Below are 25,492 nucleotides of genomic sequence, written 5' to 3' on the forward strand. Positions count from 1 at the left end.
AACCGAGGTACCGCCTCACACGGCTTCGGCCAGCCCGGGCAAAGGCTGCCCGAACGACCGTCGAAGGGAGCACTGACAGCAATGTCCACAGAATTAGAGGACATGCAAGACTACCGCCAAGGGACCCACACTCCCCGACAGCTACCCGCCAAGACTGAATGTCTCTACGCCCGAGTTACCCCGGTTATTCCGCAGCACTTCAGCACACAGTCGTCGCAGCGATCAGGCCGATACCAACGTCATTTCGGATAACAAGTTCTGAAAATAGGTAACAGTCCTATTAAGCCCTTCGTCGACCGTTACTCCAGGTTCCCAAGCCATAATCTCACGCGCCATGGTTATGTCCGGACACCGTTGTTTCGGGTCATCCTCGGGCAGATCCCGGTAAACAATCCCTGAAGATGAACCCGTAAGTCTGACAACCTTCTCGGCCAACTCCCGAATCGTATACTCGCCGGGATTGCCCAGATTGACTGGCCCGGTGATCGTGCTCTCCGTCTCCATTAGCCGGAGAATCCCCTCCACAAGATCATCCACATAGCAGAACGAACGCGTCTGGTCGCCAGTACCAAAAAGCGTGATGTCCTCCCCACCAAGCGCTTGAACAATAAAGTTCGAAACCACACGCCCATCAGCGTGATGCATTCGAGGACCGTAGGTGTTGAATATCCGTGCTACTTTTATGTTTACTTCGTGTTCTCGCCGATAATCGAAAAACAGTGTTTCCGCGCAACGTTTACCTTCGTCATAACAGGAACGCGGACCGATCGGGTTTACGTTTCCCCAGTACTCTTCTGTCTGCGGATGCATAACCGGATCGCCGTACACTTCGCTTGTCGACGCTTGAAATATCTTGCAACCGAGCCGCTTCGCAAGGCCCAGCATATTGATAGCACCATGCACCGATGCCTTTGTCGTCTGCACGGGATCATGCTGATAATGCACGGGAGATGCTGGGCAAGCCAAATTGTAAATTTCATCGACCTCGACGTAGAGCGGGAAGGTCACGTCATGACGCATAAATTCGAAGCGCGGCTCGCCGTGAAGGTGCTCAATATTCCGCTTCGTCCCCGTAAAAAGGTTATCAACACAAAGGACCTCGTTCCCCATCCCAAGAAGTCGGTCAATGAGATGTGAGCCAATGAATCCGGCCCCACCAGTGACCAGTACACGTTTGCGCGTGTCATAGAGTCGTGTCACGTTTTATTCCTATTTATTGGTTTCTGAACTCGGAGTGTTCGTGAATCAAAAGACGAATCGTATGAAAATACCACGACTTGTAGTAGGCATAATGAAATCCCGCCGCACGATCAAGGAACCCTCTTTTCATAAAATATGCGAAGAGGAAATAGAACAACGGATACCACCATCGCGCCAGATAACGGTACTTAAACCGTTGCCGAGGAGTGAACCGTTTCCATTCTCCCACCTCAGTCTGGAGTTGCAGGTAGCGGCGCGCCTCCCATAATGCGTAATCCTTGTGACGTTCGACAAACTTCGCCAGTCCCTTATAGTCACGATGGTCGATCGGAACGGAAATTTGGCCCACACGGCCCTCGATGATCGGATGCTCGTGAATTTCCATATCCAGGCCACTCCATCCGTCCTCCTCGATCCGTTCGTAAAGCCCGCTGCCTACCCGGAATAAAGCGAGCTTTCTCTGCGCGACACCGTGTTCAAGTTTCGCACCAAGAAAATGGTTGGTATAGGTCAGCCAGTAGCCGTTGTATCGTTCGTTTACTATTGCTGACGCCACTGCATTACAGAAGTCGTTATCTACAAACTCGTCGGAATCCAGAAAAAGCACCCAAGGCTGACTCGGCGGTACGTTCAACAGAAACCAGTTACGTTTTTTTGGGTATTTCCCATTCCACCGGAATTGCACAACACGTGCGCCAAAGCTCTCAGCTATCTCAGCAGTTCGATCGGTCGATTCGCTATCGATCACCACAATCTCCGCGAAACGGCCCAAGCACTGCAAACAACGGGCAAGACCCCCTTCCTCGTTCTTCGCCGGTATGGCCACAGTAACAGGGATATCAGCTTCCCCTTCAGTCATTGTTATACCCAGTTTGTCGTTGTGAGCCCCCTATAAGAGAAAAAGACAATCGGCGCAAACCGCGCCCAATCTGTCGGGAACAAGGGAACGCGGCCAATCCCACAACGGGGAGTGACCAACCGCCTTCTGCCATTTCTAACCTCCTGGTCTATGTACGCGCTAACTGGGACCAAGATCGGCGGTCGATCACCGGGCGCGCATAAGCGGAGCGTATTACGGGATCTAGTGGACCCTTCAGTCATATACCGCGTACGCCTTATCTCTGGATACTCAAACGCTCTCGATACAGCGAAAGCATTGCATTGACAACTCCATCTTCGGAGAAATCTCGACGCATCCACTTCCTCCCCCGTGCCCCCATTGCCGACAGATCGCAATCCTCCAGTCGCGCAAGTGCTTCAGTCAAGGCCTCCTCGTCAGGCTGGACCCAAAATCCGCATCGTTCGGTCTCTAACCCCTCCCAAGGGGTACCGGTCGTCGTGACGACTGGCACGCCATGGGCTAGGGCCTCACCCACGACGATGCCGAAGTTCTCCGAATGACTCGGAAGACACATTACGTCAGCCTTGGAAAACGCCTGCGCCTTCCCTTCGTCGTCGACGTGTCCGTGGAAGCATACACGGGCACCAAGTTGGAGCACATCGACCTGTCGCCGCAGGGTCGCCTCGTAGGCGCTCGCGCCCGAACCGTAGATGTCCAGCGTAACGTGCTCCTGCTGTCTCGCGAGCGCCGCGAACAAGCGCTCAATGCCCTTTATGGGGTGCAGCCTACCGATAAATATGACCCGCATCCGGCCACTCGGTCGCCACTCCCGCGGCGGCAAATATTCCGGGATATCTATAATGTTGGGAATCACCGATGTTTCGATTCCCGGAATCCGCGCACTGCTTAGTGCGGCTTCGTTCGATGAAGTGACGTGCAGAACGGCATCTCTCGGGCGAAGTAGCCGACAGACACGTTCGAACCATCCTTTCACACGCCGTCGAGGCGCGTCCGGCCATTGCGCCGTTGCTTGTAGCGCACCTCGCGGGGACCAGACAACCGGCTTTCCAAACAGACGCGCCAGTCCGAGAACAGGATGAGTGGGGAACGAATAGGTCGCAGTCAAGTGAACGACGTCCGCCCACCGCATGGCCTTCGGCAGGAGCGCCAGAACTTCCGCCGAGGTCGACGTCCAGGCAAAACGGCGCGCGTACCGAACCTCGTAGCCCGCCTCAAACCATGCCGGGTTCGATTCGAGCTGAAGCCGCTCTCCACTATCTGGCCCAGCCGCGTCCGTGGTCAAAACACGAAGTCTGACGTCGGACCGCCGCGCCAATCCGTCGCACAACGCTTTCGTCGACACAATCGGTCCGCCCCAACGCGTCGCGGGGTAAAATGTCGGCGCGACATGGAGAATCCGGAGCACCGAGTGACGATCACCCACAGGCGACGAGCTCTTCGGAACGATCACCATACCTAGCCCGACAAGTCTCCAATCGCTGACCGTTATTCACCCGTTCCGGACACGAAACAAAAGATACGTTGATAACCATACGGCACTTCGGCACAAGTAATAGCCACAGTTTATTTCCCATTATAAGAACTCTTGATATATATATTAGATACCCCCAGACGCGAGAGACGACCAGAGCCTGATCTCAAGAGGATGTCGACTTTCCAAGCCCATGAAACGTACGCAATTACAGGCGTTGATTGCTCGTTACCGCCCACTACCTTTACTTCTCAGACTGAACGGACGCGCTCTATCGAACATGACGAGCTTAAATTAGTCTCACTGCCGAAATTATTCCGGCCAACGGCCCGCCATGGTGGCGTCGGCACTTCCGCATCGCCTTCGGAATGCTGAAAAATCGACTCCAGATAGTGAGCCCCCGCACTGACAGCCAGACTTTTCGCCCAGGAAGCAAGATGCCTGCGGCGATCCGGATTAGGTCGCCCCTCCGCCATTAGGCGTTGCAATATCCGGCTCAGTTCGCCTGTATCCCCGCTCCGAAAGACTCCGCCCGCACCACTCGCCCTAACCGCCTCGGCCGCGCCACAACGGTCGCTGCAAACCGCCTGCGTACCCGCCATTAACGCCTCCGACACCACCGCTCCCCAGCCATCATGCCGACTCGGCAACACGAGACAGTCTGCCGCACTCATACGCTCCCTGACCTCAGCCATGGGAATCTGCCCATCCCATTTTACGCGCCCGTTGAGTGCGTGATCCGCCCACAGTCGCAGATACTGAGATGATGGCCCGTCTCCAATCACGATGAGCTCAAAATCCTCGCGCGGCAACATCGACAGTGCGTCCACCAGAAGATTCAACCTTTTGCGCTCGATAATCTGGCCAACAAAAAGAAAGCGAAACGGCGCGTCAGTGATTTCCTTTCGTGGCGGAACCATCGCATCATCCAAAAGAAAATAAACGAATGGGAATACACGCTCCCAGGGAACGCCCCTTTCCACAACCCATCGAGGCGTTACAGATCCGATTGCGAGGACCCCTTCAATATGCGACCGCCACCTATAGAAAAGGCGTCGATATTCGAGGCGCCTCATCAGCCCGCGCCAACCTGAATCGTCAACTGTTTCCATCATGACCCACTGTCGTGCAGCGCGCTGCCTCAACACTGATTGCGCTATTGAGACCAAACCGTTCCCACGTATTCCCTGCCCTAGATGTATGGCGCCCTCAGGAGCATTCTGTGCAACCTGACGCATCTCGTTCACGCTCGGTGCAAGATGCAGCGCGACGTTCGAAAGATCTGGAACCGTCCACCCTTGGCGCCTGCGCTCCTCGGACATCTCCCGTTCTGCAACATATGTAACGTTGTGTCCACGCTTCCCCATCTCCACCGCGAGACCGGCCATATGCGGACTCACAATCCGCTGCCAAAACCATATGGGATGTGTTATCCGAGTCATGAGGGTACTCGCCGGGCTCTTGGGGCACTAGCTGCCCAAGCGATCAAAATAATCAACAATAATCCCATACCGCCGGTGGAAAAGAGAACGTATTCGCCCATGTTCACGAGCAGCGCCGTCAAAGTTACGGCGAGCCCGGCGACATTCTCACGCCCGGATCGGCGGAGCAGAACGACAACCCATGCAGCGACGACCAAGAGTCCGGGCGCACCCAGTTCCTCTAGCACAGCCACGGGCATGACACCTTTCTCGATCGGGGCAGCGACCGGTAAACCGAACAACGGGTCCCGTTGGACCTTCATCTCCGAGGAGTTCGAAGCAACACCAAAGCCGATTCCGCGGAAAGGGTCTGTCTTTATGTTGCCCCACATCTCGACTATTAGATCGCCGCGGGACTTGTAGTAGGCTTCGACAACCGTATCCGATGAAGTACCCTTCGCCAAATAACTTTCGATGCGATCCATGAGCGCAGGCCCCACCGCCAACATCCCCACCACGGCAAGCGATGCCAAGCCGACGAACCGACGACTCTTGATCCCTGGGGCTATAGCGTTGACAGGTTTACCGGCCATCATCGGAAGCATCATCACCGCGCCGCCTACACCCAACACCAACGCAATCCCTGCAGTACGCGCCTCCGACAGAAGGACCAGCACGAGGCATGCCGCTACCAGAACTGTAATAGCCCAGCTTGGCCGTCGCTGGGCGACCAAAGTACCGATAGCCCAAGCCCCCAAAAGGGCCGCGGTCGGCCCAAACACCTGTGGATGATTGAGGATTCCCTGAAAGCCACTGCCATTTCGCAAATACCCGAGAGGACTCCAAAGTAGCGGTAGACTGAACACCATCAACAACGTCAGTCCACCGAACAGGTCGGTGGCCAACCGAGACCGCGCCTCCTTGCCAAGCCCCAACCATGCGGCCAGCATGGCTGCTGTCGTAGCGGTCCACGAAACCGCCTTGAGGACCGACACCGCGGGGTACGAACTGAACAACAAACCATGGATCACAATCCCCCCCCCCAACAGCACAGTGGCAAACACAAAATTGTGTGTTTCACTACGGCCACGCGCTAACCGGCTGCGAAGTAATACCGCCGCGATGGCCGCACCAAGGACAAGAAAGCGACCAACCGTGGAAAATGACGTCTCTGCGGCGATTGCAGGACTGAGCATCGTGAAAAGCCAAGAGAGCGCGACTGCCCGGATAGCCTGGGCTCGTCCGATAAGCGCGTAACCTGAGAGCGCTACATAACTCAGGCCGGCCGTAGGCTCGGAGACCACGCGCATAGCGATAACCAGTATGATGTACCCATACTCCAAGACTAAAGTCTTCGGAAGCTGCGCACCGAAGCTACTCGGAGGCCGGCTCAACACATTCGCCATAAACCTTCTACCTTTCTTCCAAGCGCGTGCGCCAGTCAGACTAGGATTTCTTCATCCGCCCCGACTCAACACAACACCGGTACTTTTCACGAGCAACCGACCAACAGTTCTTTTCCCGAGGATGATCGTGATCCGGAAGTGTCTGAATCCTTATTGCGCCCCTCGACACTTCTGAGACACAACCAGAAAAGAAGACCCATCTCAATGCCTGCCCTTCACTTCGCGTAAGCCCACACATCACAACGTAGAACTGAATTTCGATGCAGGCTTCCGCCTATTTTTTCTGCGCACTCGATACCCCGAGACCGCCCCCCGAGCCGAAACAAGAGCAATCTGAAGCGCCCATTTCCACTTTATCCTTCGGCGAAATACGGCGCGTATGTGGGCAAGACAGTTGCGGCCCGTATAAAAGAATGCTTTGTATGCATTTAGATTTTTAAAAAATAAATACGCGAAGCACCACCCCCAGTCAATACGTCGAGACAGTTGCTCGTCAGCCGACCTCTCCCGATCAAAGTGCACTACCTCAACTCCAAATACCCTGCATACCTCGAATCCGCACGCATCCATCCGCAACGCGTAATCCATGCCTTCTCCGGCGACCCGAAGGTTCCGGTCAAAATAGCCGACTGCAGTAATTACATCCTTTTTTATGAGGAAACACGCCTCGTAAAAGGTCGGCAGCTGCACCCCCCACTTTTCCGGATTCCTGTTAATACATTTTCCAGTCTCGGAATCAAGAATGTCTGGCGATACGACGCCGCAAGACGAATTCAATTCCGCACACGTTTGCATGTTATCGAGCACCTGCCTCGAAATCTCAATGTCATCGTCTAGTGAAAGAATGAATGAACCCCGCGCGACTCTCCATAACCTTTCCCGACCGCGCGCAACGCCCATGTTGTCATTGGCGTGCGTCACGTACAAACCCTCGATACCCTGGAATTCCGCCTCCAGCATCGCACGCGTTCCGTCCGTGGACCCATTGTTAAGAACATAGATATCGCAGATTCCCGAAAACTCGCTAAGCAACCCCAACAGCGTTTTTCTTAATCGTTCACATCGGTTATAACTTATTAGGCAAATTGACAACATTCGCATCAGGTCCAAATACAATATCGGTCGCACAGTAATCTGGTGCTGAATTATTCGTCGACCAACAGTTCAACGACGCGGTCGTCGCGCCACGCAAATCATGGCACCCACACGGCTTTAAATGTCCCGCGGGGTAGCGCTTTATCAAGCGAATTCGCAATGAAGAAAGATCCGGCACTCCGTAAGCCGCAAAGTCGAGGACCCAACGCCTTCTCCACTGCTGACCGTGCTGCGTTTACACTACACTCGAACCGATTCCGTCACATTCCTGTGAATTCTCCAAGGCATGCATCTTTTCACGCCAGTCCCGCGGTATTCGTCCCACTTGATTCTCCACTTTCTCAATTTCTGATTTGAATGTGTCCAACAATTCTTGCCGCATTTCAGGCGACAACGTCGTGGCATCCCGCTTTCCGGCGCCCTGCTCGGTATTTAAGCGGTACAACGGTGCCAATACTCCAAAGCTTCGATTTACGCCCAGTTTTTGCTTAATCCCCCCTAGCGCCGAAAGAATCTTCTTCACTCTGAATGAGCGTACTCGCCTCCGTGAGTTACGAACGTCGAAATCGACCGGTTTATAAACCGAAACCCTCAGAAACCGTAGGATTTTTCGCCACTCAGTCTCCGCATCGACAGCAATATCTTCAAGAAAAAGCACTAGTATTCTTTCCGAAGGTACCAACGCATAAAGGCGTTCCAGCTGACTCCCCACGCAACACCTGGAGCCATATTGGTACACTGAGGGGGTACGGGAAAACGCGGGCAAGTAATATCCGTTTCTTCGCCCTCCCTGCAACCGCCAGGCTCTCTCAAAACATGGCTCATCCTCCAATCCACCACACTCCTGTGCGTGCAACGAAATTGCCATATCGGGAGGGAATCGGAGAGTCACAATAAACTTAGCATCCGGGCGAGTTTGCAGAATCTGCGGAACTGCTGTCCGCGACCAGAGATAATGCGTCGACGCCTCCCCGATTGCCACAAACCTATCGCTGGCGTCATCAAACAACGCTTTGTACGCATCCCACGTGTCGGTATACCGAGCACCAACGTCAAAATTAAAATAATGCGGCTCTTTGCTCGGGCTCATGTAAACCTCAGGGTGCCCACTCAACCAATGCGCCAATGACGTTGTGCCGCACTTTGGGGCGCCTATGATAAAAAAGTTTGGCGTCACTGATATCTCCTTCTTGTAACTAACACGAATATGTCCGCCCTAACACCAATCTTTCTAGTAACAATAAACGCCAAAATGGTATTCCATAACAAAAAGGTAACAGCCGTACTAAACGCCGCGCCCTCCATGCCGAATGCAGGGATTAAAGTAATATTGAGTACAACATTCATTGCAGCTGCGATCCCTACACCCAGCACTGTGCTGCGCTCGTGCCCCGTCATATCGAGCAACATTCCCACGGGCCCCATCAACGCGTTAGCTAACTGGCCGAGCGCTAGAAGAGTTAAAGCCGGCCCACCTGCATAGAATGACTGCCCGAACACTATGCCTAGAATTTCTTCGGCGAACACGACAAATACTAGGGCGGGAATCGCGGCAAGTGCCGATATGATCGCTACCGCGCTTGTAAGTAGCCGCTGGAGGCCTTGAATTTCTCCGCTTGCATAAAGGCGCGAGAAGTTCGGCGCAAGAACTTGATTTACTGCCATCAATCCGAAGCCCACTAGGCCCGCACCCTGTACTGTCGCCCGGTAGATGCCAACTTCTTCACTAGGACGGAACATACCGAGGATGACAATGTCCGCTTGGCTGTTTATGAGCTGAAGTCCGCCGGTGAGTGCGAGGGGCACCGCCGCACACCACCATGAATAAGAATGTGTCGTGCGGCTTGGCCTAGCCCGGAGACCAGCAGGGCGAGCTCGCCATAATATCCGAGCGCCAATCGCGAAAGCCATAGCGACAACGCCGACATTCAGAGCCATAGCGAGCGAAGGTGTGAGCGTCCCACTGGGCGCAAGTAGGGCGACCACGGCAACGGCCAGAAATAGACCGCCGGGCCGAATTACCGCCTCCGGTAACTGCCCCAGCACCACATGGCCCAGGCCTCGAAGGGTGAATCCCCGAAGACTACCAAGTGCCACCAATGGAACTAATAGGAGAGCAATGGCCAATGTCCCCCATTGCCCTGATAACGGCGGCCCCTGTATTCCGTAGAGCACGGCGAAGCCAAGGACAAGAACGCCTGCAGAGAACAAAAGGATAGCCCGTGTGCCCCAACTCCAAACGCCGCGCATAAGGCTCCAGTCCTCATTCGAAGCGGCCTTTGCTGTCTCGCGCAGCACGACCTGCGGCACCCCGACTTGTGCAGGGATTGCCAAAATCGAAACTATCGCCATGGCAAAAGCGTATACACCGTAGCCATCCGCTCCCAATGTGCGCGCAAGCGTCATCGCGAGCACGAAGCCGAGCCCAACGTTTGTTACCTGTACTGCTAGACTGCCTATCCCCCCGCGAATTAGGCGCGATCGGAACCCTCCTCCTTGGCTAAGAACGCCGTTACGTTGCAAAACAGAACGAATCATGGTGATCCCGATTGCCGCAAGCGCCTCTGCGGTTTTACTGAATCGTAGCCAACGGGGCCAAGACGAAACAGCCACTTAAATCATCTCTTTTGTTACCGATCAAAACGCAATAGCGAGAGATATGAGCGTCAATATATAGAAGCAAGGGTGTTCCGAAGAGGAGCATTTTGAGAGCACCGTATACATTAGGAATGTGGATCGGTTCTTCACACCGGTTAATCGTTATGCTTAATCAAAGCCTACTGTGCTGTCGGTACGTGCGGCTGGAATCAACGCTCCATTGGGGAGGTAACCTGTATTCCGAAAAAAGGCCCGCGATACCTCGTACGCCACACACTCGTGCGGTGTGGTCCAGGGCGCCAAGGCTGCAGGTCGGGATAGGCGTCATCACGCACGCGGATCACCGGCCCGGCTCTATTCAACGTCGCTTCTCCCCCTGACCAGAAGCCGCCATTGAATTGCGCGGCATCGAACAGCTCAGGTGCCACTGCGTGATCGCGACCGCAGCATCCATTCCGCACATTATTGAAAAGGCCTTACTGGTTGCTTGAGTCAGGTTGCAGCCTAGAGCCATCACCCTTCGACCGAAGCTGATAGCCTTGGTAGGTATCGCTTATACCATTATCCAAGGTAATCCCAGCAGCCCAGCCGAAGTCACGCAGGCGACTAACGTCCAGCAGTTTCAATGGCGTACCGTCAGGCTTTTCCGTATTGAAACGGAGTTCACCCTGGTAACCGACCACATCCAAGATCTGCTCCGCGAGTTCGCAGATTGAGATATCGGTACCGACGCCCACATTGATGTGCTCCAGCGCGGAGTACCGTCGCATCAGGTGGAGTGAGGCGTCGGCCAGATCATCGACGTGGAGGAATTCCCGCCTCGGCGTTCCCGTTCCCCAAATTTCGACCTCTGGATCCCCTCGCTCTTTCGCCTCGTGGAACTTGCGGATTAGCGCCGGCAGCACATGTGAGGTCTCCAGGTCAAAATTATCACCAGGACCATAGAGATTCGTCGGCATGAGGCTGATCGCATCAAAACCGTACTGGCGTCGGTATGATTTGCACATCTCTATGCCGGCGATCTTGGCAATCGCGTAGGGCTGATTCGTGGGCTCCAGCGGCCCGGTCAGGAGGGATTCCTCTTTGATCGGTTGCGGGCAGTCTCTTGGGTAGATACAGGATGAGCCGAGGAACGCGAGCTTCGTAGTCCCGAATTTCCACGCGTTGTGGATCACGTTGGTCTGGATCGCGAGGTTCTGGTGGATGAACTCCGCTGGGTAGTCGTTGTTCGCCTTGATGCCGCCGACCTTCGCCGCGGCCAGGAAGACGTAGTCTGGGCGGTTCTCTGCGAAGAAAGTCTCCACTGCTTCCTGGTTCGTCAGATCCAGCTCGCGACTGGTGCGACCGATGAGGTTGGTGTAGCCCTCGGCCTCCAGCCGGCGCCAGATGGCGGAGCCGACCATGCCGCGGTGGCCAGCGATGTAGATCTTGTCGTCCTTATTCATTGCGGTCGACGACCTCGTAGCCGTTGCGTTTCATCAGGGCGAACTTCTGTGCGTCTTCGCGGTCCTCGGCGACCATCTCGCGCACCAGGTCGCGGAAGCGCGTCGTGGGGGTCCAGCCGAGTTCGCGTTCCGCCTTGCTCGGATCGCCCAGCAGGGTCTCGACCTCAGTCGGGCGGAAGTAGTTCGGGTCGACCTCGACGACGGTGCGCCCGATGGCAGCATCGATGCCGTATTCGTCGACGCCTTCTCCACGCCACTCGATCGTCATGCCGAGTTCGTGGGCCGCGGTCTCTACGAATTCCCTAACGGAGTGCTGTTCACCGGTGGCGATGACGTAGTCTTCCGGCTTGTCCTGCTGGAGCATCCGCCATTGTGCCTCGACATAGTCCCGGGCGTGGCCCCAGTCGCGTTTGGCGTTGAGGTTCCCGAGGAAGAGTTTCTCCTGCTGGCCGAGGCTGATCCGCGCGAGGGCGCGTGTGATCTTGCGGGTTACGAAGGTCTCGCCGCGGACCGGGGACTCGTGGTTGAACAGGATGCCGTTGCAGGCGAAGAGGCCGTAGGCCTCGCGGTAGTTCACGACCATCCAGTACGCATAGAGCTTGGCCGCCGCGTACGGTGAGCGCGGGTAGAATGGGGTCGTCTCATCCTGCGGCACGGCCTGGACCTTGCCGTAGAGCTCGGAGGTGGAGGCCTGGTAGAAGCGCACGGTCTTCTCCATGCCGAGGATGCGGATCGCTTCGAGCAGGCGCAGGGTGCCGAGCGCATCCGAGTTCGCGGTGTACTCGGGCGTCTCGAAGGAGACGGCCACGTGGCTCTGGGCTGCCAGGTTGTAGATCTCTCTCGGCTGCACTTCCTGAAGGATGCGCACGAGGTTGGTGGCGTCGGTCAGATCGCCGTAGTGCAGGATCAGCTGCGGATCCGGGTCGTGCGGGTCCTGGTACAGGTGGTCGATGCGCTCGGTGTTGAACGACGAGGCGCGGCGTTTGATCCCGTGTACCTCGTAGCCCTTGCCCAGCAGCAGCTCGGCGAGGTACTTGCCGTCCTGACCGGTGATGCCCGTGATCAATGCGACCGGGCGCTGGCCGCTCATCGATCGCGGACGCGGACTGTGTCCGGTGCTCTCATCCATGGCTCGGTTTCGCTCCTTCGTTGGCGCACGCCGCAGTGGCGTGTTGCTGCCGGGTGGTGCGCTGATCCGCAGCCGGACTGGCCGCATCGCCGGGCGCGGCCGCGTCACAGCGCTGCGACAGGCGCTCCAGGGCGGTGAAGACGGCCGTCGCATCGCCGACATCGGCCTGTTGGTAATCATCAGCTCGCTCGCGGCGGCACAGGAGATCGACATCGGAGGCCGTGCTGCCCACGAACAGGATAGGCCGACCGGAGTCGATGCAGGCATACATCTTCGAGGGGACGACGTAACCGACGAACGGATCGCGCAGGGTAATGAGATGCGCGTCGGGCGTCACCATCAGATTGGCCAGTTCCTCCAGCGGAACGGGGTGGCCGCGCGCGACCGGCAGGCCGCTGGCGCGCAGTTCTTCCTCGAGGCGGTCGGCGCGCGGGCCGGTGGCATTGAGCCACAGCGCCATGCGCCCTGCCCCTTGATCATGGTGGCGGCGGTAGCCTTCGAGGAAGGTCTCGTAGTCGTGCGCTACACCGAGGTTGCCCGAGTACAGCAGCGTGCGGTAGCCGGCGAGCTCTTCCGGCGGCGTTAGCGGGACCGTATCCGGGGAGATCGGTACGGGGGAGGCGTAGCGTACGACGCCGATGCGCTGTTCGGGGATTCCGAGCTGGATCAGGCGCTGGCGCTGGTCCTCGCCGATGGCCTCGAAGCGGTGCACGCGTTTGCGCAGGACGATGGTCAGGCGCTGGAGCGCGCGCAGGGGCAGCGGTACCCGCTCCATAGTGGCCATCAGGCATTCCGGGTGGAAGTCCGCGATGCGGTAGACGAGGCGCTTGCGCAGGAACAGATTGGCGAACCACACGAAATACAGGATGAACGGGGGGCTGCCGGTGAAATGGATCTCGTCGGCGTGCCGGAGTTCGCGCCACAGGCGGCGGACGAGCATGGTGTTCGCGCGCACGGTCCACAGGAGGCGATGGATCAGGTGCGACTTGTCGTAGGTGTCGATGTAGAGACGGCGGATCTTGAGGGAACCATCGCCCGGGTCTTCGTATTCGGTGTTGTCCGCGCGGGTGGAGAGGCCACCGAGCAGGACGTGATGGCCCTGCGCCGCGGTGTTGCGCGCGTCGAGCAGGGTGTATTGGCCGATGGCCCCGAAATCCGGGGGGAGCCAGTCGCAGATGTAGGCGATTTGGCGGGGCATTACTGGTTGCCCCTTTTGTTTGGGGGCCGTGCGTGTGCTGCCGGCTGGCTCCCGTTGGTCGCAAGCCGGCCTACGGGGGCCGTGACTGCATCGCGGCCGGCGATGCCTTTGCTGTTAGCTCGCCGACGGGGGCGTTGATGTTGTGACGCCGCTTTCCGGGCTGGGCTGGTTTTTGTGGTGCGCATTTTCCAACCTCCCTGTTATCGGTATGCCGGCGAGCGCTTTGACGCGCCGTTCCGCCGGTCAAAGGATCCGGGACGGCGCGATCGGTGCGGGGATTAGACCCCGGACGTGCGAAGGATAAGACGCAAGGGCCATGCCAGCATCACCCGCGCGGGGGATGTGAACGCCGACAGGTGTTGAAAACCCGGGCTGGCTCCCCGGGGCAGGATAACCGCTCCGGGGCGCGATTGAAAACGCGCATTCGGTGTTGACGACGGCGGCGTGCCGCGGCACGCGCGGTTGCTATCGGTGGCACGGGTCGGGGCAGCGTGATAGCGTGCGGCGCTTGTGTCGCCTGCCCCGAGTCTGATCGAGGGATCGATGTTTCAGTCCGTTCTCTGCGTGTGTACGGGGAATCTCTGCCGGAGTCCGATGGCGGCGGTGTTGCTGGCCGATCGGCTCGGGGCGGATGGGCCTTCCGTGGCCTCGGCCGGGACCGGTGCGGTGGTCGGGGAGCCGGCGGCTGAGCATGCGCGGGCGGCCGTTGCGGCGCGTGGGCTGGATCTGGAGGGGCACCGGGCGCGGCAGGTGACGGCATCGCTTTTGCGTGAGCATGAGCTGGTGCTGGCGGCGGAGGGTTCGCATGTGCGGGCGTTGCTGCGGATCGAGCCGGCGGCTCGGGGGCGTGTGTACCGGTTGGGGCATTGGCGGGATATGGATATTGCGGATCCGATCGGGCGGGATTATGCGGATTTCGTGACTTGCCTGGATGAGATTGCCGGGTGTCTCGAGGATTGGGTTGGTAGGTTGGGCTGAGGGCCAAGGGCCAAGGGCCAAGGGCCAAGGGCCAAGGGCCAAGTGATGGTGGCTGGTGGGGTAAGGGACAGGGAGTGGTTTTGAGTTATTGGTGTCGGAGGAGATCCGTGCGGTTGCGTGGGCTGTTTGTCGCTTTGGCGGGGCTGGTGTTGGCGGGGTGTTCGGTGATCCCGGGGCAGCAGGTCGATGTCGATGGCGGCGAGTCCGGGGCGGGCCGGTATACGGTGATGCCGATCGATGGGCAGCTCGTGGAGCGGCTTGCGGAGCAGCGCTCGCGGGAGGAAGACGCCGGCGCCGGGGTGGCGGCAGCCGAGGATTATGACTACCGCGTCGGGCCGGGCGATGTGCTCTCCATCGTGGTGTGGAACCACCCCGAACTGACCAATCCGTTCGGGGATGCGGTGGATTCCGCTTCGAGTGGGCGTCTGGTGCGGCCGGATGGGACACTGTTTTTTCCGTATGTGGGGCCGATCGATGCCGCGGGACTGACGCTGGAGGATATCCAGGAGCGCCTGGCCCGGGGCCTCGAGTCCTACGTGCAGCAGCCGCAGGTGAACGTGCGGGTACGTGAGTACCGCAGCAAGCAGGTGTATGTGACCGGCGAGGTGCGCGAGCCGGGCATGCTGCCGATTACCGACCGGCCGCTGACCGTGCTGGATGCCATCTCGCGCGCCGGCGGCTTCCAGCAGCACTCCCCGAACCAGAACCCCTATGGCGCGAATGCGCGCCGCGCCCTGCTCACCCGCGACGGTGAGACGCGCGTGATCAACCTGCGCTCGCTGTACCGCACCGGCGACGGCAACCGCGTACTGCGCGACGGCGACATCCTGCATGTGCCGGACGACAGCGATAACAAGGTGTTCGTGCTCGGCGAGGTCGTGAACCAGACCTCGGTGCGCATGCACAACGGCGAGCTGACGCTGGCCGAGGCCGTGGCGGGCGCCGAGGGCATCAACCTCTCGACGGCGAATACCGAGCAGATCTACGTGATCCGTGGGCAACCCGTGGAGGGCGAGGACGGACTGCGGATCGATCCGCGGATTTATCGCCTCGACGCCAGCGACGCGACGGCGTTGCTGATGGCCGATGCCTTCCCGATGCGCCCGCGTGACGTCGTGTTCGTCTCGACCGCGGAGGTGGTGCGCTGGAACCGCGTGATCGAGCAGATCGCGCCGACCATCCGCTCGGCGTACCAGATCGAGCTGCTGAACCGCGGGGTGTCGGACTGATGGCGCAGATGGACTCGCAGGAGAACGCGCGCAGCGTGCCGTCCACGGAACGGGGTATTGAGCCCGGCGGGTTTGAGGACGAGGTCGATCTGCGCCAGTTGTTCGAGGTTCTGTGGTCCGGGCGCTGGTGGATCGTGGGGATCACCGCGCTCGCGATCGTGCTGGGCGCGCTGTATGCGCTATCTTCACCGCCGGTGTATCAGGCCGACTCGCTCCTGCGCATCGAGGAGAAGAACGCCACGCTCTCCGGCATGGAGGGCCTGGAGCAGCTCACAGGCGGTTCGCCGGAGACGGCGGCGCAGATCCGCATCCTGCAATCGCGCTCGGTGCTCGGCTCGGCCGTGGACCGGCTGAACCTGACCGTGACCGCGGAGCCGCAGCAGTTCCCGGTGTTGTATCGTCTGCTCGGGGATGCCGGGTCCGAAACGCCCGCGGAGCCAGTGTTCGAGCTGGACGGCTACGACTGGGGCGGCAGCCATATCAGCATGGGGCGCATGAACGTGCCGCGCGATCTGCGGGGCAAGCCTTTCACGCTGATCGCCGGCGAGGATGGGCGCTACGAGTTGCTCGGGCCCGAGGAGGAGCCGGTGCTCGCCGGGCGCGTGGGTAACTTCGAGAGCGCCTCGGTGGCCGCGGGCGAGGTCTCACTGTTCGTGGATGAGCTCGTGGCTCGGCCGGGCACGCGCTTCACGGTGCAGGCGAACACCCGCCTCGGGACAATCGACGGCCTGCGCCAGCGGCTGTCGGTGAGCGAACAGGGCGAGGATACGGGCGTGGTGGAGCTACGCCTGGAGGGCCATGAGCGCACCCGCATCGAGCACACGCTGGCGACCATCGCGGACATCTACCTGCGCCAGAACACCGAGCGCCGCTCGGCCGAGGCGCGCGAGAGCCTGAACTTCATCGAGAGCCAGATGCCGGAGCTGCGCCAGAACGTGGAGCAGTCCGAGCAGAAACTGGCGAACTACCAGCAGACGCAGGAGACGGTCGATCTGACCGTGGAGACGGAGAAGCTGCTGGAACAGCTCGTGGAGCTGGACCAGAAGATCTCGGAACTCGAGACCCGGCGCGCCGAGGCCATGCAGAGCTACGGCGAGCGCCATCCGGTGATCGAGGCGATCGATGCCCAGCTCGCGACGCTGCGCCAGGAGAAAAGCCAGCTCGACCAGCGCGTGGGTGGCCTGCCGGAGAAGCAGCGCGAGATGCTCTCGCTGAAGCGCGAGCTGGAGGTCTCGACCGAGATCTACACCCAGATGCTCACGAACGCGCAGGAGCTGCGCGTGGCCAAGGCCGGCGCGGTGGGCAACGTGCGCATCGTCGATGAGGCGGCGGTGGCCGATCAGGCAATCGCGCCGCGCAAGGGGCTGATCCTGGTGCTGAGTGCGTTCCTGGGTGGCTTCGGCGGCTGCGCGCTCGTGCTGGGCCGGCGCTTCTTCCAGCGCGGCGTGGAAACGCCGGATGAGCTGGAGCAGCGCACCGGGCTATCGGTGTTCGCGGTGATCCCACATACGGCCATCCTGCGGCGTGGCGAGCGGCGCTATGAGCGCGGCAGCCGGGACACGGCGCCGCTGCTGACCGCGGACGGGCCGCAGGATCCGGCGACCGAGGCGCTTCGGAGTCTGCGTACGTCGCTGCATTTCGGTTTGAAGGATCCGGGGCGGCGCGTGCTGGCAGTAACCAGCCCCGGGCCCCAGGCGGGCAAATCCACGATCAGCGTGAACCTCGCCATGCTGCTGGCGGAGATCGGCCAGAGTGTGGTGCTGGTGGATGGCGATATGCGGCGCGGGCATATCGGGCGCTATATCGGCGCGCGCGATGGCGGGCCCGGGTTGTCCGATGTGCTCGCGGGCACGCACCAGGGGCTCGATGTGGTGCACCCGCTGCCCGGGACCGATAAGGCGGGCGTGATCCTGAAGGGAACGACGCCGCCGAATCCCTCGGAATTGCTGCTCTCGGACCGCTACGGGGAACTGATCGCGGAACTGCGCGAAGCCTATGACTGGGTGATCGTGGACGGGCCGCCGATCATGGCGGTGACGGATGCCGCCATTATCGCGCATGAGGCCTCGGCGACGTTCCTGGTGGTGCGGGCCGCCCGCGATGAGGCCGGCGAAGTGGCCGACGCCGTGCGCCGCCTTGAGCATGGTGGCGCGCGCGTGACAGGGTTGATCCTCAACGATTACGGCGCCCGGCAGGTGGGGCGGACGTACCAGACGTACTATTACCGGTACGATTACAAATCCAAGGAACAGGGCAAGGCGTCCGCGTAGGCGCGTCTTCGCCGTAGGCGAATGCGCGCATCCTCTGCGTTTGAGGGGATCAGGTGCCTGTGGGGGCTGCGCGCATTCGACCGGTGCGCGGTGGTGCCGGTCGAAGACGCGTTTGCGGCGTGTGCCGGCGTTTGTGAGGCCGATGCTTCGTGCGGGGACGATCGCGAGCAAGCTCGCTCCTACAGGAGGGCGTGCGGCCGCGTTTGGCGGGATTGATCGTCGGGGCCGCGGATTGGTCGTCGTGTTGGGTTTCCTTCGTCAACCCAACCTACGGTTTGCTTGATGACAATGCGGCGCTCAAACGAGGCACGCGGTTTGCGTGTCATAAAGCGCTGTTCTACGCTCTGTAGCTCGTGCGAGCGCAGGAACGACCCAACCCAATACAAACAGGGATTTCGACATGAAACGCACAGCGACCATATTCGGGATTGCGGCCCTTACTACGCTGGCAGCCGGCTGCGGCGGCAGTAGTGGCGGCGGTGGAGGCACCATTGGCGACGGCGACGACTCTACCGACGTCACGTTCGACCGCGACGCCAGCGCTATTAACAGTTACCTGGTGGGCGCGACAGTCTGTGTCGACGTCAACTTCAACAATCAATGCGATAGTGGCGAGGCGAGCAGCACGACCGCGAGCGAGGGGCAGTTCAGCCTCACGACGTCCAGCCCAAGTGCGCCCACGCTCGTGCGTGCGACCCCAAGCACGACGGAGATCACCGACTTCAACGGGGCAAACCCGACGGACGTCGGCTCCAGCTTTGAGCTTCGTGCACCGGCGAGCTCAAAAGTCGTGACGCCGCTGACCACGATGGTCCAGGCCGAGGCCGAGCGGCTCATTGCCAACAACGGCACATCCACCTCGAACGCGGTGAGTCAGGCCAAGAGCTCGATCGAGAGCACGCTCTCGAACAATGGCGTTGATGTCGACGTGTTGAATGACGACTACATCGAGGCCGGCAATGGCAAGGCGGCTGCTACGTCCTCGGCAGTGCGCGAATTGATTCAGCAGACACGCGCGGAAATCGATAGCGCGGCTGGCGGCGATGGCACTTCCGACGGAACCGTTCTCGCTCGCGAGGCGCTGTCGGCCCGGAAGATCAACGACAATCTCGCCGGCATCGCGACGCAGATCGTGGACGAAATAGATAACCAGGATACCTCTCCCGCCGACGCGGCCGACGCGGCTGCGAACACCGCCAGCAACGTGGGTACTGTGAACAGCAATACCATCCAAAATGAAATTGGTGACGTGCTGGCCGATATCGAGGAAGCCGAGACGGTCGCCGAAGAGGAAGAAGAGGACGCCACCGGCGCCACCGGCGCCAGCGGCTGATCTACCGCGCCGGCCGCGGCGAGCGGCCGGCGCACCTCCCTGAACCGATGCCGACGCCCGCACCCCCGCGGGCGTTGGTATGCTTTTTGCGGCGCCCGTGCCCATGTCACTGAACGCGTTCCAACGTGCCTGCGGGCCGGTTGTGCGCCTGGCCCTGCTTGTCGCGGCCGGCGTGCCGGTATGCGCGCACGCCGCGCCGGCGATCGATACCGCACCGGGGCTCTCGTGGCAGGGCTATACGGGGCTCTTCAACATCCCCCATGCACGGGTGACGCCGTTCGGCGCCATGACGGCGGGGTATTCCACGCAGGTCGAACTGGCGGGCGAGTACATCACGGGTTCCAACTACCTGCTCTCGCTGGGGCTGCTCCCGAACCTCGAGATCAACGGGCGCATCGCGACCAACAACAACAGCCGCAATTACTTTCAGAATCCTTCGTCCGATCCCGGGATCCGGGATCTCTCCTTCAACGCCAAGTTCCGTCTGCCGACACCCGATGCCTGGCCGAACCTGGCGGTGGGTCTGCAGGACCCGGCCGGCGAGACCCAGGATTTCAAGGCCGAGTACGCCGTCGCGACCGAGCGCTGGGGCCCGGTAGACATCAGCCTGGGCTTCGGGCGCAGTGACAGCGCGATCGGGCGTCTGGATGGGGCGTTCGGCGGTGTGTCCTGGGCCGCGACCGACTGGATGGACGTAATCGCCGAGCACGACGCGCACGCCGCGAATGCCGGCGTGCGCCTGCACCACGCGACGCGCCTCGGTGACGTGCCCATGCGTGTGGATCTCGATCTGCAGGTCGCGAGTTCGGCCAGTGAACAGGACGGGAGCTTTGCCGGGATTTCCCTGACGGTACCGCTCGGGGGCGCCACCGAGCCCGATCACGGCGTGTTCGAGCCTGCGGAATCGCGGGAAGACGCTGCGCCGGAACCGGGGACCGAGACAGGCGCGGAAACGGGGACGGACGCCGCGGCCGGCGAAGCCGATGCGGCGGGTGGTTCCGCTGTGAGCCTGGAATCGGGCAGCGAGGACGCGGCGGATGCAACGGACTCGGCCGCGGACGATAGCGAGGAGTCTGCGCCAGCGGCCGAGCCGTTGATGGACACGACCGGGCGCCCACCCCTGCCCGCGCTGATCGGCCGGCTGCAGGCGCACGGGTTCGAGAACATCAGTGTCGGGCAGACCGACGACGCGCTGGTGATGCGCGCCGAGAACACGGTCTATAACCGCAACGAACTGGATGGCCTCGGCGTGATGCTGGCGCAGGCGGTGCCGGCGGCGACGGAGCGTTTCGAGCGGATCCGGGTCGTGCTGCTGAATGTCGGCGTGCCGGTGATCGGTGTCGAGGTGCCGACGCAGGCCTGGCGTTGCTATCTCGGGCGCTGCGAAGGCGAGGCACCGGGGGCCGCGGCGGTCCGCGCCGGGATGCGGGTGTTCGAGCCGGGCGGCAGTGAGGCGGAGGTGAACTGGCGCTATCGCGACGAGAGCAGCTCGGCGCTGCGCCCGCGCCTGATCCTGTCGCCGGACGTGGTGACCGGCGTGGCGACCGAGGTCGGCGTGCTGGACTACTCACTCGGGCTGCGCGCGGAGCTGCGCGTGCCGCTGTGGACCGGGGCACAGGCGGTGGTGAGTGCGGTTGAACCGCTGACCGAGTCGGAGGATTTCGAGGAAGGCGCGATCTTCGGCGACCAGGCGCTGGAGTCCGGGATCCGCGATATCGTGCTGCAGCAGGCGCTGCCCGTCGGGCCGGCGATGGCGCAGTTGAGCGCCGGGCGCTTCCGCGATGATTATTACGGCGCCCTGGGTGAAGGCGTATGGCAGTCGGCGGACGGGCATCACCGTCTGTCGGGCCGCGCGGGTGTGTTCGAGGATCGGCGCAGCGATGTCGACGAGGAGCGGGAACTCGCGCTCGGCTCGTATCGCTATTACAGCCCGCGCTTCGATGCCGCGCTGGAAGTGACGACCGGGCGCTTCTGGGGCCAGGACGAGGGCACGATGGTGGAGTCGCATCACCAGTTCGGGGATACGACGATCAGCCTGTTCTACCGCAGGACGGTCGGCGAGTTCGTCGGCATCCGCGCCACCCTGCCCCTGACGCCCCGGCGCGATATGGATCCGAGCCTGTTCCAGGTGCGCGGCGATCCGCGGTGGCGGTACAGCCTGAACACCCGCGTGGGCGAGGACCGCAACGTCGTCAGTTTCGCGACCGGCGACACCCTGCGCCGCGGCAGCAGCCTGGAGCAGCAGTTCTTCAACGGTGACCGCCTCAACGCCGCCTACATCCGCCGCCACGTCCCCCGTATGCGCGACGCGGCGATGATGTACGAATAATCCCCCCGTAGGCCGGCTTTTGCCGAAGGCAACAGCCGGCGTTCGCGAGGATTCGATGGGTCGATAAACGGAAACGCTGTCGCCGGCTGGCTCCCTTTGGTCGCAAGGCGGCCTACGTTGGGGTCTGGTGGGGCTCGCTCAGCGGCCGTATTGGTCTTCGTATCTGACGATGTCGTCTTCGCCGAGATAGCTGCCGGACTGGACTTCGATGAGTTCCAGGGGGATGTGGCCGGGGTTCTCCAGGCGGTGGACGGTTCCGAGCGGGATGTAGGTGGACTGGTTTTCGGTGACGAGGAACTGCTCCTCGCCGCTGGTGACTTTGGCGGTGCCGCGGACGACGACCCAGTGCTCCGCGCGGTGGTGGTGTTTCTGCAGGGACAGGCAGCCGCCGGGGTCGACAACGATGCGCTTCACCTGGAAGCGTTCGCCGTGGTCGATGCCTTCGTAGTTGCCCCAGGGGCGGAACACGCGCCGGTGTTCGTCCTGCTCCGTGCGGCCATCGGCCTCCAGACGCTCGACGAGTTTCTTCACTTCCTGCGCACGCTCGCGCGGTGCGACAAGGACGGCGTCGGCGGTCTCAACGACGACGCAGTCCTGCAGCCCGACGGCGGCGATCAGGCGGTGCGAGGCGTGCAGAAAGCAGCGCTCTGTGGAACTGGTGATGACATCGCCGTGCAGGACATTGTCGCCGGCATCGCCCTCGCCCGCCGCGATACCGGCCTCCCACAGCGCCTGCCAGGAGCCGACGTCGCTCCAGTCGCCGTCGAAGGGCACGACCACCGCGCGTTTCGTGTGCTCCATGACGGCGTAGTCGACGGATTCCGCGGGGGATTCCATGAAGGCGGCGGCGTCGAAGCGCAGGAAGTCGAGATCGGCGGTGTGGCCGGCGTGGGCTTTTTCGACGGCCTTGAGCATGGCCGGCGCGTGGCGTTCGAGTTCTTCCAGGAAGGCGCTCGCGCGGAAGACGAACATGCCGCTGTTCCAGTAGTAGCCGCCCGCGGCAAGCCAGGCCTCGGCGGTGGCGCGGTCGGGTTTCTCGACGAAGGCCTCGACCGGGCGCACACCCTCGCCCGCCGCGGCCTTGATGTAGCCGTAGCCGGTGGCGGGCGAGCGCGGTTCGATGCCGAAGGTGACGAGCGCGCCGTCCTCCGCCGCGGCCGCCGCCGCCGCGGCCGCCGCCGCCTCGACGGCGCGGGCGAAGGCGGCGCTGTCCGGGATGGCGTGGTCGGCCGGCAGGACCAGCAGGATCGGGTCGCTGTCGTCGGCGCGCGCCTCGAGCGCGGCCAGCGCGATCGCCGGCGCGGTGTTGCGCCCGGCGGGTTCGAGCAGGATGGATGCCCGCTCGATGGCGCTGTTGCGGACCTCTTCCGCGACCAGGAAGCGCTGCTCCTCGTTGCAGACAACCATGGGGGCGGCATGCTCGAGGCCGTTCAGGCGCCCCAGCGTGGCCGCGAACAGGCTCTCCTCGCCCAGCAGCGGCACGAATTGTTTCGGGTACGCGCGCCGCGACAGCGGCCACAGCCGCGTGCCGGAGCCGCCGGCCAGCAGGACGGGTTGCAGCGGGGTTCGGGGCGCGGTGTTCATGTGATGGGGCTCCCTGGCGGGTGATTCGTGGTTCCGGTCGATGCGGAATCGTACAGGTTGATGCCGGTTAGCGCGATTGCGCGCGGTTGTGGGATAGGTGCGTGGATGATTCCGGGGACATCGGGTTTGTCGACGTATTCGGTATGCACGCGAGGTGCGGGGCTGCCTGGATTGCGTAGGTTGGGTTGACGAAGGAAACCCAACACGAGACCCCGTCCGCCGCCCCGACGATCCATCGTGTCAAAGCCCTTGGCGTGGTGTGTTGGGTATCGCTTCGCTCAACCCAACCTACGGGGTGGTTGGCGGTATCAGGCGCCGCGGCGTTCCATGGCGGACCGTACGCCGTCCACGCGCCGATCGAGGAGGGTGTGGGCCGTGGTCAGGACCTCGCCTACGGCGATCTCCTGCATGCCGCTGGTTCTGGCGCCGTCACCGCTTGATCGCGGACCGGAGGGTGCGGGCGCGGGATTCTGGCCGAGGACGCGGATCGGGAGCGATACCGGTGCGCGCCAGGGGCGGGTAGCGCCGAACAGCGCGACGGTCGGGCGGCCCTGGCCGGCAGCGATGTGCGTGAGGCTGGTATCGACGCCGATGACGAGCGCGGCCCGGGCGAGCAGCGCGGCGGCTTCGCCGATGTCGGTGGCGCCGGTCCAGTCGATGATGCCCTCGCCGCCCGGCGCAGCGAGGATCCGCGCCGCGGCGGCGTGGTCGCGCGGACCGCCGAACAGGACCACCGGCAAGCGGGCCTCCTCGTGCAGCCGTGTCGCGAGCGCGGCCCAGTGCTCGACGGGCCATTGTCTGGGGCGGCGCTTGGTGAACGGGCACAGGGCGATAAAGCCCCGGGTCAACTCCGCACCGATGAGCCGTTCTTTGGCGGCCTCCCGGGCGGCGCGCGTGGGTGCGATGCCGAGGCGGGAGCGGACGCGATCGGCGCCGAGCCGCCACAGCAGGGCATCGTACTCGCCACCGGGCGTGGCGAGGGTCGGGTTCCGTTCGACCAGGCCGTTGACCAGCATGGAGCTGCCCTCGCGCGGCGCCACGCCGATGCGCTGCGGCACGGCCGCCAGCCGCGCCCAGATCGCGCTCTTCCACAGCCCCTGCAGGTCGAGCGCGAGATCGAAGCGTTCCGCGCGGAGGCGGCGGATGAAGGCCCTGCCCTCGCGGGCGAGCCGCAGCCAGCGCCCGCGGCGCAGCAGGCGACCCCATTGCGAATGCGGGATGGTGATGACGGCGTCCAGGGCCCGGTTTCCGGCGATCAGCGGTTCGGCCTCGGGATAGACCAGCCAGACGTGCCGCGCGTGGGGGTAGCGGCGCCGCAGCGGGTCGATGACGGCCGATGCGAGGGCGACGTCGCCGAGCGTCGACAGGCGGATGATCAGGATCGCCTGTTGGGGCGACTCGCGCTCCGGGCTGCCGGGTGGTGGCGTCCACGACCCGGGCCTCTGGCGCGCGATGGTGTCATGGGGCACATGTACGCGCCCGCCTCCCCTATCCATTGCATCGCTCTACCGTTGCATGCCGGACAGATGCGATCCCGTGGCCGCGTCCGGATTCGGCCTCAAAAGCATAATACGTGCCACGCAAAATGCGCGCACCTGGGGCATCAAGCCGTCGTGGGCGGGCTTCTCCCGGGACCAAGTTCGGCGTTGCCGATGATTTGATCGGTCGACAACCGGAAACGTTCCCGCCGGCTGGCTCCCTTCGGTCGCAAGCCGGCCTACGTTGGGGTGCAGTGCGTAGGCCGGCTTTTGCCGAAGGCAACAGCCGGCGTTCCCGATGATTCGATGCGGCAGCAACCGCGAACGCTGTCGCCGGCTGGCTCCCTTCGGTCGCAAGCCGGCCTACGTTGAGGGGTAGTGCGTAGGCCGGCTTTTGCCGAAGGCAACAGCCGGCGTTCCCGATGATTCGATGCGGCGGCAACCGCAAACGCTGTCGCCGGCTGGC

At 61.8% G+C, this 25,492-nt stretch carries 18 protein-coding genes; 5 read left to right on the top strand and 13 right to left on the bottom strand.

The window, feature by feature from the left end:
- Positions 1–222: 222 nt before the first annotated feature.
- From A0W70_RS15860 to A0W70_RS15895, 11 genes are all read right to left on the bottom strand, one after another.
- Positions 223–1,200, bottom strand: coding sequence for a UDP-glucuronic acid decarboxylase family protein (locus tag A0W70_RS15860; RefSeq protein ID WP_070990071.1), 978 nt, complete (start codon positions 1,198–1,200; stop codon positions 223–225).
- Positions 1,201–1,213: 13 nt separating this feature from the next.
- Complete coding sequence (locus tag A0W70_RS15865; protein ID WP_070990073.1) at positions 1,214–2,059, bottom strand: glycosyltransferase family 2 protein; 846 nt, start codon at positions 2,057–2,059, stop codon at positions 1,214–1,216.
- A 256-nt stretch (positions 2,060–2,315) separates the two neighbouring features.
- Positions 2,316–3,515: a glycosyltransferase gene (locus A0W70_RS15870; RefSeq protein ID WP_070990075.1), complete on the bottom strand. Its 1,200-nt coding sequence runs from the start codon at positions 3,513–3,515 to the stop codon at positions 2,316–2,318.
- Between the two features lie 269 nt (positions 3,516–3,784).
- Positions 3,785–4,453, bottom strand: coding sequence for a glycosyltransferase (locus A0W70_RS17030; protein WP_075109898.1), 669 nt, complete (start codon positions 4,451–4,453; stop codon positions 3,785–3,787).
- A 518-nt stretch (positions 4,454–4,971) separates the two neighbouring features.
- A complete protein-coding gene (locus tag A0W70_RS15875) occupies positions 4,972–6,264 on the bottom strand; it encodes a hypothetical protein (protein ID WP_139150912.1) in 1,293 nt (430 codons plus the stop codon).
- A gap of 333 nt (positions 6,265–6,597) precedes the next feature.
- A complete protein-coding gene (locus A0W70_RS16530; protein ID WP_342670087.1) occupies positions 6,598–7,461 on the bottom strand; it encodes a glycosyltransferase family 2 protein in 864 nt (287 codons plus the stop codon).
- 229 nt (positions 7,462–7,690) lie between these two features.
- The gene (locus A0W70_RS16870) at positions 7,691–8,632 is read right to left on the bottom strand and encodes a sulfotransferase family protein (protein ID WP_075109900.1); all 942 of its coding nucleotides are present in this window, start codon (positions 8,630–8,632) and stop codon (positions 7,691–7,693) included.
- The gene (locus tag A0W70_RS15880) at positions 8,629–9,993 is read right to left on the bottom strand and encodes a flippase (RefSeq protein WP_245675910.1); all 1,365 of its coding nucleotides are present in this window, start codon (positions 9,991–9,993) and stop codon (positions 8,629–8,631) included. Before A0W70_RS15880 ends, A0W70_RS16870 begins: the two co-directional genes overlap by 4 nt.
- A 536-nt stretch (positions 9,994–10,529) precedes the next feature.
- Positions 10,530–11,498: a GDP-L-fucose synthase family protein gene (locus tag A0W70_RS15885; RefSeq protein WP_070990079.1), complete on the bottom strand. Its 969-nt coding sequence runs from the start codon at positions 11,496–11,498 to the stop codon at positions 10,530–10,532.
- Positions 11,491–12,627 carry a GDP-mannose 4,6-dehydratase gene (gene gmd / locus A0W70_RS15890; protein ID WP_425402605.1) on the bottom strand — a complete coding sequence of 379 codons (1,137 nt, stop codon included), beginning with the start codon at positions 12,625–12,627 and terminating at the stop codon, positions 11,491–11,493. The genes A0W70_RS15885 and gmd overlap by 8 nt, the downstream gene beginning before the upstream one ends.
- Positions 12,620–13,825 (bottom strand): glycosyltransferase family protein, encoded by a 1,206-nt coding sequence (locus A0W70_RS15895; RefSeq protein WP_070990083.1) that lies wholly within the window; start codon positions 13,823–13,825, stop codon positions 12,620–12,622. Before A0W70_RS15895 ends, gmd begins: the two co-directional genes overlap by 8 nt.
- A gap of 543 nt (positions 13,826–14,368) precedes the next feature.
- On the opposite strand from A0W70_RS15895, the gene A0W70_RS15900 reads away from it, so the two are divergent.
- The 5 genes from A0W70_RS15900 to A0W70_RS15920 all read left to right on the top strand — a co-directional run bounded on the left by A0W70_RS15900 (position 14,369) and on the right by A0W70_RS15920 (position 21,964).
- Complete coding sequence (locus A0W70_RS15900) at positions 14,369–14,803, top strand: low molecular weight protein-tyrosine-phosphatase (RefSeq protein WP_070990085.1); 435 nt, start codon at positions 14,369–14,371, stop codon at positions 14,801–14,803.
- 107 nt (positions 14,804–14,910) lie between these two features.
- The gene (locus A0W70_RS15905) at positions 14,911–16,032 is read left to right on the top strand and encodes a polysaccharide biosynthesis/export family protein (RefSeq protein ID WP_070990087.1); all 1,122 of its coding nucleotides are present in this window, start codon (positions 14,911–14,913) and stop codon (positions 16,030–16,032) included.
- Positions 16,032–18,302, top strand: a complete 2,271-nt coding sequence (locus A0W70_RS15910) for a polysaccharide biosynthesis tyrosine autokinase (RefSeq protein WP_083331084.1) — start codon at positions 16,032–16,034, stop codon at positions 18,300–18,302. The genes A0W70_RS15905 and A0W70_RS15910 overlap by 1 nt, the downstream gene beginning before the upstream one ends.
- A gap of 400 nt (positions 18,303–18,702) precedes the next feature.
- Positions 18,703–19,635 (top strand): hypothetical protein, encoded by a 933-nt coding sequence (locus A0W70_RS15915; RefSeq protein WP_070990090.1) that lies wholly within the window; start codon positions 18,703–18,705, stop codon positions 19,633–19,635.
- A 103-nt stretch (positions 19,636–19,738) separates the two neighbouring features.
- A complete protein-coding gene (locus A0W70_RS15920) occupies positions 19,739–21,964 on the top strand; it encodes a YjbH domain-containing protein (protein WP_175443140.1) in 2,226 nt (741 codons plus the stop codon).
- 138 nt (positions 21,965–22,102) lie between these two features.
- Here A0W70_RS15920 and A0W70_RS15925 read toward each other — a convergent pair whose 3' ends face one another.
- Positions 22,103–23,548, bottom strand: a complete 1,446-nt coding sequence (locus A0W70_RS15925) for a mannose-1-phosphate guanylyltransferase/mannose-6-phosphate isomerase (RefSeq protein ID WP_070990095.1) — start codon at positions 23,546–23,548, stop codon at positions 22,103–22,105.
- A 308-nt stretch (positions 23,549–23,856) separates the two neighbouring features.
- Positions 23,857–25,017, bottom strand: a complete 1,161-nt coding sequence (locus tag A0W70_RS15930) for a glycosyltransferase family 9 protein (protein ID WP_175443141.1) — start codon at positions 25,015–25,017, stop codon at positions 23,857–23,859.
- Positions 25,018–25,492: the final 475 nt, after the last annotated feature.

The organism is Halofilum ochraceum, from assembly GCF_001614315.2.
Taxonomy (GTDB): domain Bacteria; phylum Pseudomonadota; class Gammaproteobacteria; order XJ16; family Halofilaceae; genus Halofilum; species Halofilum ochraceum.